Source organism: Bacteroidota bacterium (assembly GCA_016715945.1).
Classification (GTDB): Bacteria; Bacteroidota; Bacteroidia; order Bacteroidales; family F082; genus JALNZU01.
This window is the reverse complement of sequence record JADJXJ010000001.1, coordinates 2,542,220-2,560,638: the sequence shown is the minus strand read 5'-3', so window position 1 is coordinate 2,560,638 and position 18,419 is coordinate 2,542,220. Positions and strand designations below refer to the sequence as shown.

The following is an 18,419-nucleotide window of genomic DNA, read 5'->3' as shown; positions in this document are numbered from 1 at the left end:
GGGCAAATGTAAGGAAAGCATGAACCTGGGCGCATCAGCGCTGAAAAGCCATTTCCTCGAAAGTAATTTTTTCGGCACCATCCAGCCTGAAACGGATCCATCCCCTTTTGAACTTTCCGTTTTCAATCATGGCAAGACCCACAAAAACCGACTGGCCCAAAGGCACGGCCCGGCAATCGTTGCGCGTTTCGCTCCGGTTCACCCACAAGGTATCGTTGATGATGGTTGTGGAAGGAGGCCAGCTGTCCGAATAAACAAAAGAGACTGCTACGGGCCGAAAATTATCTTCCGTTCCGCCAATCAGGTCGCCTTCGTTGAGCCACAATGGATGAAATGCCGGTGCATGGCTTGCAGGAAAATATTCTACGCTACGCTTCATGCAGTCGTGTTTGGTTAGGGTGTAGGCCACAACCATATTCATGCCCGGATCGAAAGAAAATGTCCGGGTAGTCCGCACAAAGAGGGTATCTTCGGTAGTGGTGCCAAAGAGGAGCGCCCCGTCGTGCAATGACGAAAAGGAGGAATGTAGTTTCATTCCCATGCCCGGTGAGCCCCAATAACCCAGCGAGAATTTGTAATCGTCCGTGCCGTCGCGGTTGGCATCGAGGGCTATGGTTTCGAAATTATAATACCCGCCGGGATGAATGACCACCGGACCTCCTTGCATTTTCATGCCTTTGTGGCTGCCGGCAACAATGGGCCTGTCGGGCTCATATTTTCCGCTGCATGCGCACATCAGGAAAAAACATAATGCTCCGGCTGTCAGCCGCCCGTAATGCAGCATGGGATAAAAATTTAGTTTTGCAATAACCAAACAAAGGTGCTTATTTTTATTCACCAACAGCCAATTGGTTATGTTAATCCGACAGATTTCCGGTGATCTGCTCTCCCTGTTCTATCCTGAGGTGTGTCCGTGCTGTGGCGAACTGCTCAACAAAACCGAACAAACGGTGTGCCTGACCTGCCATTATCTGCTTCCGCGCACGGGATACGAGCGCATTGCCGACAATCCTGTGGCAAGGCTGTTTTACGGCAAGGTGCGTTTGCATGCAGCCATGGCCTGCTATTTTTTTGCCAAGCACGGCCGTGTGCAGCCGCTGATCCATGAACTGAAGTACAAATCGAACCGTGATGCAGGTTTGTTTCTGGGCAGAGAAATAGGCAAAGCCATCCGATCGTCGGAGCTGTACAGCGATGTGAGCCTGCTGGTGCCTGTGCCCCTGCATCCGAAACGCGAGCGCAAAAGGGGTTACAACCAAAGCGAGGTGATTGCCCGCGGCATCAACGAAATCACCGGTATTGCCATTTCGCGCAACAACCTGCTCAGGGGCGTGGCCACCCAGACGCAAACAAAAAAATCGCGGGAAGAACGCTGGAAAAATGTGAAAGACATCTTTGCGGTGCGCCAGCCCGAGGCCTTTGCAGGCCAGCACCTGCTCCTGATCGACGATGTGATTACCACAGGCAGCACCATCGAAGGTTGCATCAGGGCACTCGAACCCATCCAGGGCATCCGCATCAGCGTGGCAGCGGCAGCCGTGGCCACCGGATGAGACGTTTTGATTTCCATTATTTCTGCATTACATTTGCTGCTTTTGTTAAAGCTATGGATATCACCATCATTGCGCTGGCGTTGTTCTATATTCTGACGCCAATCATCATCCTTCACCTGTGCCACACCATACCTTTCGTAAACAAACTCGGCTCGGTGATCATTGCCTATGCCATCGGGCTGCTGATAGGCAATGTGGGCATCCTGCCTTCGATGGGCGCTTACCTCAACGAGTACCTGCTGCTGAATCCGAAAACGGATGCCGCTGGGGTGCAGGCGCTTTTCGAACAGGGCCTGATCAGCCACAACGATGTGCTGGCTTTTAAGATCTACAAGCTGCGCGACCTGCTGATGAGTCTGACCATCCTGCTGGCCATTCCCCTTGTGTTGTTTTCGGCCAATGTGAAACAGTGGCGCAATATGGCAGGCAAAAGCCTGTTGTCAATGCTCACCGGGTTTGCTTCGGTGGTCATCGTTGTGGTGGTTGGTTATTTTATCTTCAAAGGCAAAGGTATGCCCGACCTCTGGAAGCTCTCGGGCATGCTGGTGGGCGTTTATACCGGTGGGACACCCAATCTGGCAGCGCTCAAAATGATGCTCGACGTGGATGCCAATGTGTACATTCTGGCCCATACCTACGACCTGATCATCGGGGTGGTTTATCTGGCATTTCTGATGACACTGGCTCAGAGATTATTTGGCTTCTTCCTCCCCCCCTACCCTGTTAGCCTCGAAGACGTCAAGATCCGTGATCTGGACGGTAAAGACCCATTCTGGGGTATTTTCCGGAAGCCGGTTTTTTTGCCCCTGCTCAAAGCTTACGGGCTCACTTTGCTCATTGTGGCCATCGGAGGAGGACTTAGCATGCTGGTACCCGAAAACATGCTGATGGTGGTAGTCATCCTCAGCATTACCACGCTTGGCTTGCTGGCATCGCTCATTCCTTCTATCAACCGCATTGAGAAAACCTTCGAGTCGGGCATGTACCTGATTCTGATTTTCAGCATTGTGGTGGCATCCATGGCCGATGTGCGCAACTTTGCTGGTATCACTCCCGGGCTTTTTGGCTACATCACCTGGGCAGTGTTCGGGTCACTGTTGCTTCATGTGTTGTTTGCAAAACTGTTCAAAATCGACACCGACACTGTCATTATCACCTCCACTGCCATGATATGCAGTCCGCCTTTCGTGCCGGTGGTTGCCGGAGCCATCAAAAACAAGGAGGTGATTGTTCCCGGGATCACCATTGGAATCATTGGATATGCCGTGGGGAACTATCTGGGCTTTTTGCTTGCCAATCTGTTGTCAAATTTCTGAGCCACGTGCCTGTGCTTCGCTTTTTCTGTAGCTCCTGTAGGCAAAAAGCAGGTAGATTGCAAAAAGCAGCGTGTTCAAACCAAGCCGCAGCAACAGACTCCGGGGCGAAAGCCAGAGGGAAACCAGGTAAAGCGAAAGGCTGAGCGCCAGAAAGCTGAAAAAAGAAGCTGTTTTATAAGGCACAGGATAGACCTTTTGTCCCCACAGATAAGAGATGGCGGCCATAGAGGCATAGCATATTAAGGTAGCCCATGCTGCACCGGCATATCCCATCGCAGGTACAAGCAAAAAATTGAACAGCAGGGTGATGCCAGCCCCGGTGAGCGAAAGCCATGCCCCGTCGCCGGTGCGGTCGGTGAGCTTGTACCAAATGCTCAGGTTGAAATAAATCCCATAAAACAAATTGGCAATCAATATGATGGGAACGATAAACAAGCCTTCGCGATAAGCCGGACCGATAAAATGCTGGAAAAGATCCATGTAAAGCACAACGATGAGGAAAATGGCCAGGCCCGAAAGGTTGAAGTAGTGCATCACCCTGGCAAAGAGTTCGGGGGCCTTTTTCTCGCCTGATCGGGCAAAGAAAAATGGCTCGGAAGCATAGCGAAACATCTGTACGAACAGGGTCATGAGGATGCCCAGCTTGTAGTTTGCGCCATAAATACCCAGTTGACGAAGTGGTTGCCCGCTTTCGGGCACAAGATATTTCAGCAAAATTTTGTCGAGCACTTCATTCACCATTCCAGCCAATCCTACAATCAGGATAGGAAGTGCATAGGCAAGCATCTCCCTGATCAACAGGCTGTTGAACTGAAATCTGAACTGTTTCAGCAGCGGCAGGAGCATGAATGTGGACAACAGGCTGGAAATGAGGTTAGACACAAACACCCAGATGGCCAGGTTGGCATGAGGCCCGAAAATTTCAGCTGTGAGGGCGCTGATGGGTTCGCGCAGCCAGACAAGAAAAAGCAGATTGAGGCCAATATTGACCACCACATTGGTAATTCGGATCAGGGTGAATCGTGCGGGGCGCTGTTGTTTTCGCAACAAAGCAAAAGGCAGGGCATTGAGGGCATCTACGGCCACAATGAGCAGCGTGAGTGTGACCATGGGCACCATTCCGGAATATCCAATCAGCGCTGCAAGTCCGGGCGAAGCGATGAACACGAGCGCCAAAAAAATACCCGTGGTAAACAATATCAGACTGAACGCGGTATTGAAAACCTCCTTACCCGGTCGCTTTTGCGCAAAGCGGAAAAATGCGGTTTCCATACCATAAGTCAGCACAACCATCAGAAAAGCGATGTAGGCATAGAGTTCGGTGATCTGACCGTAAGCCGGTTCGTCGAAGATACGGGTGTAGAAGGGGACAAGAAAATAGTTGAGCAGGCGGGGCACAAACGTACCCAGCCCATACACCAGAGTCTGACCGGCAAGCGCTTTGATGGGATTGTTCTGGCTCATACGGATGGCAAAAGTATGAAATCGGTTTGCTTGCCGGCTAAAGTCGCATTGGCACGCAAGGTTTCATGCGGGGCTGGCAGCCCGGGGCAGTTCGATTTGGAAAGTGGTTCCCTGTCCGGGCCGGGTGTTGAAGTCAATTTTTCCGCCGGCCTGCTGCACAAGGCTGTGTACGATGGACAAACCCATGCCCATGCCACTGGATTTGGTAGTAAAGTTGGGAGAGAAAACCTTTCTGGCCTCTTCTTCGGTCATTCCTTTGCCTGTATCTTCTACCTCAACCAGATAAGCCGTAGTGCTTTCGCTTAATCTCACTGTGATCCGGGCTTGCGGCTTGTTGCCGATGGCCTGTATGCTATTCTTAATCAAATTGATAAAGATCCGGTTCAGGTTTTCCGGGTCAGCTTCGATCCATGCCGGGGTGCTGGCACTGATCTGCAGCCCGAAAGTGATGTTTTCCTGATGGTCGAAGAGGTTCACGATTTTTTGCAGGACTTCGGACAAATCCAGTTTTACGGGCTTAGGTTGCGGCATCACTGCAAAATCGGAGAAGGAAGATGCGATAGATGAAAGCGTATCTATCTGGCTGATAAGTGTTTGGGAGATATTTCTGATTTTTTGGTCAATATCGGGATCATTGTTGTCCAAGGCCCTGATGAGGTATTGGACACTTAAACGCATGGGCGTCAGGGGGTTTTTAATTTCGTGGGCTACCTGACGGGCCATTTCACGCCAGGCGCTTTCGCGTTCGGAACGGGCAAGCAGTTCGGCGCTGGCGGCAAGCTGATCGAGCAGGGTATTGTATTGGTTGACAAGTTCGCCGATCTCGTCAAACCGTTGGTATTGAATCTTTTCGTTGGTATGCCCCAGCTGCAGCTTGCTCATCTTTTGCTGGATCATTTGCAAGGGTTGCGTGAGCCGGCGCGAGACAAAAAGCGCAAAAAGCAAAGAAACTGATGAAAGCAACAGGAAAATATTGAGGTAAGACAGCAGGATGGAGCTGATTTCGCGCTGCATCTCGCTTTCGCGCACAAAATACGGCAGGTTTACAAAGGCTATAATTTCGCCATCGGTATTCTTGAAAGGAGCATAGGACGAGATGAAACGCGCCTTGCCTATTTCCTCATACTGGCGGAGATACAATCGGTTTTGAAGGCGCATGGCACGAAAAGCCCCGGGATGCATGAGGTCGCCAGTGAGCCCCATGGCAAAAATCTCAGGCCTGGAGGTGGCCAGCAGTTTTCCGTCCACGCCATACAGGTTGATGTCGGTGAAGAAGACCATTGAAAATTTCAGGAGGATCTGGTTGAGGTAGTCGCGCATGCTACCAGCCTCAAGAGGAAGATCTTTCAGCTTGTGCTCGAGCTCCACAATCAGCGACTGGGTTTTTTCGGCCAGAAAGTCATCGTTCTTTTTCCTGTAGATGTCGGCAAGGTAAATTGCACTGATGATGCCAATTACGGTGAACGATGCGATAAGCGAAACAGAGATAATGAGCTGCAGACGCGTCCGGAAAGTGACAAATGTTTTTCTGAAATCGGGGAAACCATTAGCTACCCATACCATCAATGTCAGCAGCAACCCATTGATGAGCAAAAAGAAAGAAAAGGGCGCAAGGGTTTCGGCCCATGATTGCTCTTTTCTACTGATAATCAGCGTTTTATCGTCATATTTGAGAATCGCATGCCTGAAACCTTCCCGGCAGAAAAAACCATCATCGGCAGTAGTTATCTGATCTAAACGAAGTGGATAGAAGTAACCCCCGAACTTGTAATACAATACTCCGTTGCGATAACTTGCAAAGCTGTATTTATTCAGGTCAGGTCCGATGCCTTTACGCGAATCGATCAGCAGGTCAGGGTAGCCCGTTCCCTCAGGGATGTACTTGAAATAGAACTCGACAAAAAGGTGCAGGCTGTCCGTTTGCTGACCAGATCGATTCGTCAATATCAGATAACCGACATAATGCACGCCAAGCAGATTGTTTTCGAGCAGGAATAATCCGTTCGGTTTCAGGCTGTCGCCGCGCAGTGCCGCCAGAGACCGAAAATATTCTATGCAATTCATCATCCTGTTTTCGGGCTGGATGAGTAGGTTTTGTGTGGTGAGGCAAGTTGTTAATTCGGTTTCATATTTTGAGAGATATCCCGAGAGGTATGTATTCCGGATATAGCTGTTAATCTCCTGATCTTCTGTTTCTTTCCGGAATACCATCCGATTGAGTGTACTGTCGTTGGCCCATGCTGCAGCTAAATCAGGAAAGAGAAATTCAAGCATCGGATCTTTATCGGCACTTAGCTTCTTTGCAGTTAAAAGCTGCTCATTGTCGGCAAGTTTACCTCCCTGATGCGTTAGCATAAAGGCCAGGCCGGTTGATACCGCAAACCAGGCCAGCAGGTAGGAAAATTTCCTGAGGTAGGCGAGAGTTTTACTCAAGGGAAGAAAGGAAGAAATCAGCATGAGTCCTGCAAGCAACGAGCCAGTGAAAAATTCACTTTCGAAATACCAAGTTGATAGATGAAACAGCAGGATAAAAACAATCAAAAGTAGTTGAGGAAATAGCTTATCTCTCCACATGAATATCCGCACCGATGCAACTGCGATGGCATGAATCCCGGCTATTGCCACGATGCTCAAGGCCGCAAAATATGAGAAGCTGAAATTGTTCAGGCCAGATATATAAACACCATCTATTTGTATATCAATATTTTCAATGATTTTATGGCTAATAATATCCGTTGTCAGCGGAACAAACAAGAGGGTTAAGAGTGCGGCCAGAAACTTCCGTTGTATCCTTAGGCTGGGCATTGCATCGTTAGCCAACCATTGGGTGAGCCCAAACCATAACATCAAATAAACAAAGCCAGAAGTGAGTGTCCAATTTTTTAAAAGTTCGGTTAGCAGTCCTCCGGGTTCCGACAGAAAGCTTTGGTCGGAATTCATCTGAACTATTGCCATGAAAACGGCGATAAACACTTGGCCTAGCCAGTAAGCAATATTCAGCCGGTTATTAAAATTTATTTGCCCTTTTCCTTTTCTTACGGTTAGCTCACGGTGAAGCAGCACCCCGAAAAACAAAAAGAGAAAAATAAATAAGTCGGCATTGAATGGATTTCTGTTTGAATCCGTCTGTTGATCCTTGTCCGCATATGAAATGTGAACTGCAACGTTGTTCAGCGGAATTGTCAGACTCTCAGATTCAGAATATAAGGTATTGATTATCTTAATTTTACCCGATAAACTATGAAAATATTCGGTAAAGCCCTGCTCTAAATATGGATTCTCAATCGGATGGGAACGGTAAACGTATTCTGATGCGATGATCCTGTAGCCATTGATTAAGGCTGAGGAGTATATTAAAAGTCCGGCATCGCTGGGAGATATGCCAATGCTATCTTGTAAGTTTAAAACAGAATAATCTGAAGAAAGCGATTTGTTCCAGAACAGCGCACTGTCGCCATATAAAATCAAAAGCGAAAACGGTGCATCCAAAGTAGAAACAAAGTAGTCATCTTTCCAAAGCTGACTTGTCGCATCGTTTTTGATTATCCTCGATAGGTTTGAAGCGGCAGCCGACGTAAAACCTGCCAGTTGTTCCTTCCGTTGATTTATAAGCATCCGGAGTTCTTCCGCATGCCATTTCAAGTCCTTTTCCTCCGGTTGTGCAACGGTGAACAGAAAACAGATCAGCACTGCAGCCATTGCCATCATCAGGAGGGCGACAGGTGAAAACTTTGCACGTTTCATGAGAAGTTCTCGATATCAGGATAATCTGTTTGCAAGGTAAGCATATCCTGTCAAAGCAGATTCATAAACTTTTCCTGAACTGATAGATCAGGCTGGAGAATTGTCCGGAAAACAATGCACGGATATTTGATTTCAGGCCAAGTGATGCAGCTCTGATCCATTTGTTGCGACTTCCCTTATATTGTTCGCTTAAGGCCGCAACAAAGAAAGCATCCCAGTACATGGGATAGGTTTTCTCGAAAATCAATCCGTGCTTTTCAGCAACACGGATTATGACTTCGCTTCGGAAATGATGCAGGTGACGGGGAACATCCCAGGCAGCCCAATACTTTTCATAATGGCAGGCATCATAGGAATCCGGGTTTGGCAATGCTATAATCAATCTGCCAGTTGGTTCCAACCAATTGTGTATGTTTTTGAAGGTGGTATCGACATCCGGTAGATGTTCCAACACATGAAACATAGTAATCAATCGGAAAGACCCGGCTTGAATACCATCGGTTTCCCCCGGAGCGAAAACAGTTATTTTATGGCGCTGTTTTGCAAAAGTTCTTGCCTCATCATCCTGTTCGAGGCCGTAACACTCCCAACCACGTTTTGAAGCCAGGCCTGCAAAATCGCCTCGTCCGCAACCATAGTCGAGAAGTTTTCCTTTTTGAAGACCCTTTGCAGATTGGCTGAATTTTACCCTGAGGTTGAACCAACGCACCCGGTCATACAGTATTTCAAACATAGACTCGGGCTTCTCTTTGTGGCTCAAATAATTTTCAGATTGGTAATATTTCGAAAGATTGTGGCGCTCGGGCCATGGATAGGTATATAAATGCCGGCAAGTCGGGCATTCAAGGACAGAGAATTCCTCTTTTGTAAGGAAATAATCTTTTGTTTCATGAAACACATTTGCTTTATCATCCCCACAAAGGGGGCAAACTTCTGAGCCTTTGTTTTCAGCTACCGCGTTATGTTCCACGTGAAACAGATTTCTAACGTCCTAAAAATATGGCCAATACGGAAATATCAGATGGCGAAATACCGCTAATCCTCGAAGCCTGTCCGAGGGTTTGTGGCCGGATCTTCGAGAGTTTTTCGCGAGCTTCGAATGACAAAGATTGCAGCGCATGATAGTCGAAGTCGGGATTCATGCGGATGTGTTCGAGTCGCTTCAGTTTTTCTGCCATTTCCCTTTCTTTCTCAATATAGCCAGCGTATTTTACCTCGATTTCGGCCGATTCCAACATCTCCGTGAAACGTTCGTGGGTATCGGGAATCTGCCAGTGTGACCTGAAGAAAGGAAGTAAATCAAATATGCCCAGTTGCGGCCGGAGCAATAAGGCAGAAAGCTTCTGGCGGGTTTGTAGCGGACTCGTTCCACGTGCTTCCAGAATTCCGTTAATGTCCTCGGGGGTCACAGAAATGTCCGAAAGCAGGTTGATCAGTGCGTTGATATGCCCTTGCTTTTCTAAAAACTTCTGATAACGTTCCTCGCTGGCCAGGCCTATTTTATATCCTTTTTCAGTGAGACGGGCATCAGCATTGTCCTGCCTCAGCAGAATGCGGTGCTCTGCCCTGCTGGTAAACATCCGGTATGGTTCGTCCACGCCTTTTGTAATCAAATCGTCAATCAATACCCCGATGTAGGCTTCATCGCGCCCAAGCTTAAATTCGTCGAGTTCGTTCACTTTCCGATGTGCATTGATTCCGGCAATGATTCCTTGCGCGGCAGCTTCTTCATAACCGGTAGTCCCATTAATCTGACCAGCAAAAAAGAGGTTTTCGATAAGTTTTGTTTCGAGCGTATGTTTTAGCTGTTCAGGTGGGAAATAATCATATTCGATGGCATATCCTGGCCGGAAAATCCTGGCATTCTCAAATCCCTCAATCAAACGGAGGGCTTTGAGCTGAATATAATCGGGCAAGGACGAGCTGAATCCGTTGAGGTAATATTCGATGGTATTCCATCCCTCGGGTTCAGCAAACAACTGGTGGGAATCCTTGCCAGAGAAACGGTCAATTTTATCTTCAATGCTTGGACAATAACGCGGACCAATTCCTTCGATCCGGCCGGTGAACATCGGACTGAGGTGGAAACCAAGCCGAAGCGTATCGTGCACTTTTTTCGAGGTGTGGGCAATCCAGCAGCTCATCTGCCGGGGTAATTCCTGCTTTTCGAGGAAACTGAATCCTCTCACATCCTCATCGCCCTTTTGCTCTACCAGTCGGCTGAAATCGATGCTTCTGCCGTCTATTCGCACCGGAGTGCCTGTTTTCATCCTGCTGGCACGAAAACCAAGTTCTACGAGCTGCTCCGTAATTCCACGGCTTGCCTTCTCCCCCATTCTTCCTCCGCCAAACGATTTCTCACCGATATGTATGATACCGTTCAGAAAAGTGCCGTTGGTGAGCACAACGGCTCTGGCCGGTATTTCCTGGCCCATGGATGTGCGCACACCCACTACCCTACCGTCCTTGACCAGAATACCCGAAACAGTATCCTGCCAAAAATGGACATTTGGCGTTTGTTCGAGCATACGCCTCCATTCTGCAGCAAAAAGCATGCGGTCGCTTTGGGCGCGCGGACTCCACATGGCCGGTCCTTTAGATTTATTTAGCATCCTGAATTGAATCATGGTGCGGTCGGTAACCAGTCCGGAGTAACCACCCAATGCATCAATTTCCCTCACGATCTGCCCTTTTGCGATTCCGCCCATGGCAGGATTGCACGACATTTGCGCAATAGTTTGCATGTTCATGGTGATGAGCAGCACCTTGCTGCCCATATTAGCAGCGGCAGCAGCAGCCTCTGAGCCTGCATGCCCTGCACCTACCACAACTACATCATAAGTATCAAATAGCATTTTTAGTTTGTTTCACGTGAAACCTTTTCGTAAGTATCTGATTTATCGTAATTAAGCTAGCAAAGATAAGCAAACGTCTTCTTTGGCACGCATTTCAGACCTGTCCTTCTCTGTGTGATCGTCGTAGCCCAAAAGGTGTAAAACACCATGAATAATGACCCTATTTAGCTCATTTTCAACACTTTTATTATAAAGCAAGGCGTTCTCCTCTACCATTTCAAGGCTGATAAATATTTCTCCCCGAAGTATTTGAGGGCTTTGTGACAAATCGAAGGTGATTATATCCGTAAAATAATCGTGCTGTAAGTATTGCTTATTGATTTCCAGAATCTTGCTATTACTTACCAAATAAAAAACCAGCTCCCCTACCCTCTTACCTTCACCGGATACAATATGCTCTATCCACGAAACCAATTTATGCGTATCGAACCAGGCAGGTAAAGTGAGGTCAATGCTCTGAAATCGTATCATGTCCAACCTCGATTTCGATATTGCCTTTAAAATAGTTTTTAAGCTGCACTTGGCGCTGCAGGGATTTGTTTATGGGAAAAGCTTCGGAAGCTAGGCCGAAAAAGAGATTATTGTCCTGAAATCCGTGTCTGCTGCACAGGTCGCTGAGAAGCTGCATCAGATATTCGTCATCTCTAAACTGAGCAGTTGTCTCAACATTCGTTTCATCTGTAGCGACGACTTCGAAGCTCATCCCTTCTTCACCAGTGGAGGCATGAATGATGAGGCTTTGATGTCGTTCCTGCCCAAGCCTGAATATTTCATCAAGCAGAATGAGCACACTGCTATGGTAAGTACTACTCAGGTTATACTTATCAGCGATATTTTCGATCCACTCCTCCAGTTTACGGTAGCTGTCGGATTGGGTGCAATTAAGGTTTAGCGTAAGTTTCATTGTTTCTGGTTTCATTGAAACGAATAAAATAATTTCTGGCCCTGTCTTTCAAAAAGGGTTGCAGATTCAACGGACTTGTGCGCAACATATCCTGTTGCATCTTTATCAGGTTATTATACTCCGATAAATCGATTTGGTTACCAATATTTTCGCCCTTGAACTCGAATGATTCCCGTCTTTCTTCCTGCTCACGCTCTTTAAGTGCTTTTTCAGATTCAAGCATTCTGACCTCTATGTTGCGCTGCAAGCGCATTGTTTGTTCATCGAGATACTTATTAACAAGGCGTTCTTCGAGCTTTTCCATGTCGTCGAGTATCTTATTCAAACCCTGATCACCAGCTACGCCCTCCGATTTCAGCTGATCCATCAGGCTGCGCAGTTGTTGCCTCAAAGCTTCCTGCTGGGCAGCCATACGTGCTATTTCTTCACTCATTCCCCTGTTCCCCTGCCCTGTTTGTTTGCCCTGCATCATTTCCTGCAACTGCTTTCCCAACGCTTCCTGCAGCTCTCTCATCCTTTGCATGCTGTTGCCTGGCATGGGGCGTTTCGATTTCCCCTTTCCTTTACCAGACGAGGGGTTTCCCATACTTTCCTCTATGTTTTTCAGCGATTCGGCAAGCATTAGCGCCAGATTGTTCAGCGACATCATGGCAAATTGCTGTGCCGATGTGGCTTCGCCTGTCAGCCGGTCTTTCATTTTGTCCTGAGCCTCGGTCATTCGTGCTTTGATGAGTGAAACTTCATCGAGCACAAAATTTCCGACCATAGGCTGCCTTCGTGCCAGGGCTGCAAGTGAATCTTCAACAACCCTGAACGATTCGGAAAGCATCGCCTGACGGCGTGAAACGGCAGAATAAGCAGGATCGTCGCGTTTCATCCTGCTGAGCTGGTTCAACAGTTCTTCCTGACTAAACGAAATGCGAAGGACGTTTTCAAGAAGATAGCGTATTAGTTGGGAATCTTCGGCCATCTGTTCTTCCTCGCTCTGTTGCATCATGGTCATGAGCTGATCTTTCAGCTTTTTCATTTGTTCGGACGCCTTTTGTTGCCTGGCCGATGATTCGCCTTTCTTGTTCTGTTCCATCATCTGCCCTGCTTTTTCAATATCCTGCGATATCTGGTTTTCGTCACCGGAGGTATCGTCTAACCTGAAAGGCTGTTCAAGTCCACTGTTTTCCTTTCTCAGGCTATCCAGTGTCTGGCGTTCCCTGTTAAATTTGTTCTCAATGTCTTCCAACTTATTTTTCAAATCATCCATCTGATTCTTTTGCGCAGCTGCAGTTTTTTCTGCATTCTGCTTTAGTTCTTCCGAGAGTTTGTCAAGACGTTCAATCAGGGCGTTCATCTCCTTTTCGAACTGCAGTTGTTTCAGCATGGTAAGGTTGCGATCGAGCATTTTCTCCATCTGGTCGCTGTTCATTTCCATCTTTTTCAACAGGTCCGACAACTGTTCCTTGTTTATCTTTTCGAGCATCTTTTCGAGCTCTTCCATCATTTTCCGCAGGTCTTCGGGAATTACCTCCTCGATCAGGCGGTCGATCATGGCCTGTTTTTCGAGCAGTCGTTCGTTAAGCAGGTCGTTTTCCTTGTTAAACCTATCCAGGCTTTTTCGTTGCTGCTTCAGTTGTTCCATTTGCTGCTGAAGCGATAGTTGCTGTTTTGCAAGCTGATTAATAAGCGCTCTGTCGTTTTGGTCCGGCTCCGATTTCGACAACAACCTCCTGTACACATTCTGCACTTCTTTGCGCATGGCCGCAGCATTTTTCTGCATTTCCTGAAGCTGCTGCTCTATGTCGCGCTCCTGCTTCTTTCTGATTGAATCAAGCATTTCGACCGATGGCACCTGGTAGGTAAATACATTTGTCAGTGCTGATTTCGGCCCTTTGAACATATCGTTGTCGCTCACCCTGAACTGCACGTTGAGCTGCTGACCAGGTTGCAGTCCGAGGGTATCGAAGTCAAGGGTAAAGAAAAAGTTCTGCCTCAACTGCGATGGCAAAAGAAAAAGCCTGGTCAACTTTTGGTCAGTTTTATCCAAATCATCGCTTAGCTTCAGGGTGATGATGGCCGAAAGTTCGGTGAATCCGTAATCGTCGGTGATGAAGCCGTTAAAAAATCTTTTCCTCGATAAGGCCTCTTCCTGTAAATCGTTGGCTGCTATAGTGGGATATTCATCCCGGATTACATCAAGTCTAACCGTGAGCAGAGGTTCGCGTTGCAGGTAATTGTTCGTTCCGAAAAGCTCAATATTGGAAGTATTCTCAGCAAGCATTTCCAATATCCATCCGTTTCCGGAGCGCTCAGGCACTAGCTCTAAACTATCGTTTTTGACAAACAATGCATCGGTATTCCAGGTGTTGAATTTCCACCTCAATTTTGTGCCCGCAGGAACCGATAGGTTAGAAGCATTTTGTTCGCTCACATTTTCCCTCCTGAGATAAGCAGGAAAATTCAGATCAACGGTGTATCCTACCAATCGCGGACGCGAGCGCACCAGCAGGGTGAGTTCCGCACTTCTGTAATTGCCCCCTATGATGCGGAAGTTGATGTCGCGCGTTACTTTTCTGAATATGTGACTGAATTCGACCGTCGAAATGCGGTTCATTTCGATCTTCATTCCGTCGCTAAGCAGGAAAAACTGTTCAGGAATCTGTTCTCCACTTACTTCTATCTTCAGCTCGAAATCTTCGTTGTGCACCGCTTCGAGGTTTTGGTTGGTAATTTTAACCCGGTAGGGCAGGGGGCGTTCAAATTCTGTTTGGTAGTTAAGGATGCGGCTCGAAGGACTTACAATGGATGAAGGATAGAGCAATAGTACTAGCAGCGTGATACCAACCGGCAAGGCGGTCCATTTGGCAATTTTTTTTGTGGTTTGCAGGTCGATAGCTTTTACAAACTGCACCGGATGGAGCGTGAGCGACTTCTGACGGATGGCTTCGCTTAGCAGTGTATTTTCTTTATCGGTTATCTGCATCTGCTCGCCAAGCTGGAGCAGGTTGATGAGCTTGTCGGACACTTCCGGCAGGCGCTCACCTATGATACGTGCAGCTTCGGTGTGCGAGAGAAATTTTCGGAAAAAGAATAACCTGTATGCCGGGAGCACTACCTGAAACACCAGGGTCAGGATGAGCAGCAGGATAAAACCGGCAAGTAGCACAAGTCGCACATTGCCAGGGAAGTAGGCGAAATATTCAATCAGGTTCACGAGGAGCAAATAGCTGACTATCAGGCCCACCGAAAGTGCAAAACCCCGCAACAATTTATTGCGGAGGTAAAGCCTGATAAATGATTCCAGCTTAGTTATCAGTTCGTTATACGGACTTGTTGAGATCATGGTCAAATCTGCTCCAATCAAAAACAACCTTAGTATACAAATGTTTGTACTTTCGTAACCCGCAAAAATACACTAAAGCAATGTCTTCGTTGTTTCATTCAGCCCAAAGCCTGATTTTCACGGCGCTTTTAAGCATTTTTCAGATTTCTATTGCATCAGCTCAGTCGCTTCCTGCCGAAACGCATGAGCATCATGACCGTTATTGCCGACACTATCCGGAGGAAGTTTTTGTTCCCAAATTTGCCTGGCGCAACGACTGGCAAAGCCCGTTGGTACACAAATACGATGTCACGTTTTATCATCTGGATATCAATGTTTCGCACACTTCGGTTGCAGTGGGAGGAACGGTTCATATTCATGGCAGGGTTGTGGCTCCAGTGCTCGACACTTTCGCTTTCGAACTGATTACCGTCCAAAATATTTCGCAAATTGTTTTCAATGGCGTTACCGCCAGCAATTACAGCAGGGTAGGGGACAATGTGCTTGTGCCGGTGAATCCGCTGATGCAGGGTCAGAATTTCGTGGCTTCCATCACTTATCAGGGCACACCTCCCACAGGCGGATTTTTCTCCGGCGTGTCGAATGCCTACAACAGCCAATACCAGAAATCGGTTACGTGGACCTTATCCGAACCATTTGCCGCCAAGGACTGGTTTCCGGTGAAACAAGACCTGAACGACAAGGCCGACTCGGTTTGGGTGTTTATCACCTCGCCAGCGGGAACCAAAGCCGGATCGCAGGGTTTACTCACCAACGTGGTCAGTTTGCCCGACGGGAGGGTCCGACACGAATGGAAATCGCGCTACCCGATAGCCTATTATCTGATTTCTTTCGCCGTATCGGACTATCAGGACTACAGTATCTACGCCAAACCCCAGGCTTTGGCCGGTGATTCAATCCTGGTTCAGAACTACATCTACAACCATCCAAATTACTTACCCCAACAGAAAAGCAACATCGACAAGGTTGTGCCGATGATCGAGCTATATTCTGACTTGTTCACGCTTTATCCTTTTCATCAGGAAAAATATGGCCATGCCATCACGCAGCTTGGTGGAGGCATGGAGCACCAAACCATGTCGACCATGGGAAGCTTTTCGTTTAACCTTGTAGCCCACGAGCTGGGTCACATGTGGTTTGGCGACAATGTGACCTGTGCCACCTGGAGCGACATCTGGATCAACGAAGGTTTTGCCACCTACAGCAATTATCTGGCGCAGTATTACATTAATGGCCCGCAGTCGGGCAACTCATTCATGGTCAATACCCAAAACAATGTGATGTCGCAACCGGGAGGCAGCGTGTATGTGCCTCCGTCGGAAGTGAATCCCAACAACATCTGGCGAATTTTCAACGGCCGGCTCAGCTACGACAAAGGGGCTGCCATCATTCATGTGCTCAGGCACGAAATCAACAACGACAGCTTGTTTTTTGCGGTGCTTCAAACTTTTCAAACACAGTTCAAAGACAGCACGGCCACCGGTGACGATTTCAGGATGGTAGCCGAAGCAGTGACAGGCATGAATCTGGTTCAGTTTTTTGATCAATGGTATTACGGTGAAGGCTATCCCCGCTATGCCATTGCCTGGTGGATGGAGGGTAACAACCTCAGGATGAACGTTACTCAGACTACTTCCTCGAGCACGCCACTGTTCAAAATGACCATGTCGTACAGGATCAATTTTACCGACGGCAGCTCGGAAATGATCAGGCTTTTCCAGGAAAACAATGTGATGCAGTTCAGTATTCCTGTCAGTAAGCAAGTCAGCTCAATTACCGTAGATCCGGACAACTGGACATTCGAGCAGGTGACGGGCATCACCGTTGGAAATCCGGAGCGTTACAATGAGGCTTTTTTTAGTCTTGGACCCAATCCTGCACAGGGTACAACACGCGTTTATCTGCCTGTTTCGGGCAACAAGTATGCGGAGTTGACAGTTTTTGACAACAGCGGGAAAAAGATATTCGCAACGCGCCTCTTACCTTCGGACACAACCTATGAAATTGCAGGCCTGCGTCCCGGAGTTTACTTTGTCAGGCTAAACCGCAACGGGGTATCGCATATTGAAAAGCTGGTGATGCTCCAGCCCTAAGGCGCCATTGGAAGTGCAATCCGGAAGGTGGTACCTTCGGCAGCTGTCGAAGTGAACGAGACTTTTCCTTTCAGATATTTTTCGCCAAGCAGCTTGATGCTGTAGGTGCCCACACCCCGCGAGCTGCTTTTGGTGCTAAAACTGCGCTGAAAAATCTGCGCTTTGACCTCAGGCGACATTTCGCCCACGTTGTGCACGCAAAAAGTGATAGTTTTTTGCTCAAAATCAGGCGTATAGGAGAGTGTGACCGTTTGACCTTCATTTGAAGCTTCCAATGCATTCTTGACCATATTCAGCAGCACACGCCTGAGCAGCAAAGGATCGGTAATTATTTTGAGCTGCAGGTCTGTGGTATCTATCCGGATATTTTTGTCGGAGGCCACCGGGTGGTGTGCAATTTGCCTGTGTGTCTCATTCAGGATTTCGTGGCAATTCAACGTTTCGACATGAGGAACAAGCTCGCCCTGTTCGGCAGCCAAAAGCTCACGCTGGGCAGTTATTTCATCAATCATCTGATTGCTCAGCTTCATGGCAATCTGAAGGAGCTCGTCGCGGTCGTCGCTGTCAGGAAATGTTTTCAGAAATTCAAGAAATCCCCTGAGGCCCCCGGCTGTGTTCAGGATGTCGTGAAAGAAAATCTTCTCAAGCAGTTTCCGGCGCTTTTCGTTGCTTATGTCGTTGAACGAAAGGATGACATAATCCTCACCCTTATAGCTGAACGGAGATGCTGAAACAAAAAAATCGTGCGAGATCTCCGTACTATCCGGCTGACGTGCAGTAATGCGGCATTCGCCCTGAGCACGCTGACCCGTCCGCAGACATTCCATGATTGCATTGACCGCACCACAGTATCTGCAGCTTTCCGAGGTGCCGCATCCGCCCTCATTTTCGGTAGCGTGCACACAGTTGATCAGTTCGCCTGGCCGCAAACCCAACAACTCTTTTACATCTTTGGCTCCAAGCAACTCAACTAAGTAGTTGTTGGTGAACACCAATTGCCTGTGCTTATTCAGTATCAGGGCAATGTATGGCAGTCCGTTAACGATATCACTCAGATTCTCGAATGTGCGAAACATTCCATAGTCTTTAACCACTTTGTCCTGACTGTCGCGCTCAGCGGGTGCAAAAAAAGTCCGCATAGCTAATGGTTTTTGTG

At 47.9% G+C, this 18,419-nt stretch carries 12 protein-coding genes; 3 read left to right on the top strand and 9 right to left on the bottom strand.

Annotated elements, in window-relative coordinates:
• Positions 1-34 precede the first annotated feature (34 nt).
• A complete protein-coding gene (locus IPM52_10080; protein MBK9291959.1) occupies positions 35-784 on the bottom strand; it encodes a hypothetical protein in 750 nt (249 codons plus the stop codon).
• Positions 785-854: 70 nt separating this feature from the next.
• Here IPM52_10080 and IPM52_10075 point away from each other — a divergent pair, with 70 nt between their 5' ends.
• Together IPM52_10075 and IPM52_10070 are read left to right on the top strand one after the other, a co-directional pair.
• Positions 855-1,553, top strand: coding sequence for a ComF family protein (locus tag IPM52_10075; protein ID MBK9291958.1), 699 nt, complete (start codon positions 855-857; stop codon positions 1,551-1,553).
• A gap of 53 nt (positions 1,554-1,606) precedes the next feature.
• Entirely contained in the window at positions 1,607-2,869 is a 1,263-nt protein-coding gene (locus IPM52_10070; protein ID MBK9291957.1) for a DUF819 family protein, read from the top strand.
• Here IPM52_10070 and IPM52_10065 read toward each other — a convergent pair.
• The 7 genes from IPM52_10065 to IPM52_10035 form a co-directional block, all read right to left on the bottom strand.
• Positions 2,858-4,333: an oligosaccharide flippase family protein gene (locus IPM52_10065; GenBank protein MBK9291956.1), complete on the bottom strand. Its 1,476-nt coding sequence runs from the start codon at positions 4,331-4,333 to the stop codon at positions 2,858-2,860. The two genes, IPM52_10070 and IPM52_10065, sit on opposite strands and share 12 nt — an antisense overlap.
• 63 nt (positions 4,334-4,396) lie before the next feature.
• Positions 4,397-6,766: a HAMP domain-containing histidine kinase gene (locus IPM52_10060; GenBank protein MBK9291955.1), complete on the bottom strand. Its 2,370-nt coding sequence runs from the start codon at positions 6,764-6,766 to the stop codon at positions 4,397-4,399.
• A gap of 1,372 nt (positions 6,767-8,138) precedes the next feature.
• Positions 8,139-9,047, bottom strand: a complete 909-nt coding sequence (locus IPM52_10055; protein ID MBK9291954.1) for a class I SAM-dependent methyltransferase — start codon at positions 9,045-9,047, stop codon at positions 8,139-8,141.
• 13 nt (positions 9,048-9,060) lie between these two features.
• Complete coding sequence (gene mnmG / locus IPM52_10050; protein ID MBK9291953.1) at positions 9,061-10,932, bottom strand: tRNA uridine-5-carboxymethylaminomethyl(34) synthesis enzyme MnmG; 1,872 nt, start codon at positions 10,930-10,932, stop codon at positions 9,061-9,063.
• Positions 10,933-10,983: 51 nt separating this feature from the next.
• Positions 10,984-11,403 (bottom strand): rRNA maturation RNase YbeY, encoded by a 420-nt coding sequence (gene ybeY, locus IPM52_10045; GenBank protein ID MBK9291952.1) that lies wholly within the window; start codon positions 11,401-11,403, stop codon positions 10,984-10,986.
• On the bottom strand, positions 11,381-11,836 hold the full coding sequence (locus IPM52_10040; GenBank protein ID MBK9291951.1) for a hypothetical protein: 456 nt from the start codon (positions 11,834-11,836) through the stop codon (positions 11,381-11,383). Before IPM52_10040 ends, ybeY begins: the two co-directional genes overlap by 23 nt.
• Positions 11,814-15,170 (bottom strand): hypothetical protein, encoded by a 3,357-nt coding sequence (locus IPM52_10035; GenBank protein ID MBK9291950.1) that lies wholly within the window; start codon positions 15,168-15,170, stop codon positions 11,814-11,816. The genes IPM52_10040 and IPM52_10035 overlap by 23 nt, the downstream gene beginning before the upstream one ends.
• Before the next feature lie 80 nt (positions 15,171-15,250).
• Here IPM52_10035 and IPM52_10030 point away from each other — a divergent pair, with 80 nt between their 5' ends.
• Positions 15,251-17,263: a T9SS type A sorting domain-containing protein gene (locus IPM52_10030; protein ID MBK9291949.1), complete on the top strand. Its 2,013-nt coding sequence runs from the start codon at positions 15,251-15,253 to the stop codon at positions 17,261-17,263.
• Here the strand turns inward: IPM52_10030 and IPM52_10025 are convergent.
• Positions 17,260-18,402: a HAMP domain-containing histidine kinase gene (locus IPM52_10025; protein MBK9291948.1), complete on the bottom strand. Its 1,143-nt coding sequence runs from the start codon at positions 18,400-18,402 to the stop codon at positions 17,260-17,262. The genes IPM52_10030 and IPM52_10025 overlap by 4 nt on opposite strands.
• Positions 18,403-18,419: the final 17 nt, after the last annotated feature.

What these genes read in the sequence shown, in the direction of transcription:
- IPM52_10080 (MBK9291959.1), bottom strand. Translation starts at nt 784, where the DNA reads ATGCTGCATTACGGGCGGCTGACAGCCGGAGCATTATGTTTTTTCCTG.
- IPM52_10075 (MBK9291958.1), top strand. Translation starts at nt 855, where the DNA reads ATGTTAATCCGACAGATTTCCGGTGATCTGCTCTCCCTGTTCTATCCT.
- IPM52_10070 (MBK9291957.1), top strand. Translation starts at nt 1,607, where the DNA reads ATGGATATCACCATCATTGCGCTGGCGTTGTTCTATATTCTGACGCCA.
- IPM52_10065 (MBK9291956.1), bottom strand. Translation starts at nt 4,333, where the DNA reads ATGAGCCAGAACAATCCCATCAAAGCGCTTGCCGGTCAGACTCTGGTG.
- mnmG (MBK9291953.1), bottom strand. Translation starts at nt 10,932, where the DNA reads ATGCTATTTGATACTTATGATGTAGTTGTGGTAGGTGCAGGGCATGCA.
- ybeY (MBK9291952.1), bottom strand. Translation starts at nt 11,403, where the DNA reads ATGATACGATTTCAGAGCATTGACCTCACTTTACCTGCCTGGTTCGAT.
- IPM52_10040 (MBK9291951.1), bottom strand. Translation starts at nt 11,836, where the DNA reads ATGAAACTTACGCTAAACCTTAATTGCACCCAATCCGACAGCTACCGT.
- IPM52_10035 (MBK9291950.1), bottom strand. Translation starts at nt 15,170, where the DNA reads ATGATCTCAACAAGTCCGTATAACGAACTGATAACTAAGCTGGAATCA.
- IPM52_10030 (MBK9291949.1), top strand. Translation starts at nt 15,251, where the DNA reads ATGTCTTCGTTGTTTCATTCAGCCCAAAGCCTGATTTTCACGGCGCTT.
- IPM52_10025 (MBK9291948.1), bottom strand. Translation starts at nt 18,402, where the DNA reads ATGCGGACTTTTTTTGCACCCGCTGAGCGCGACAGTCAGGACAAAGTG.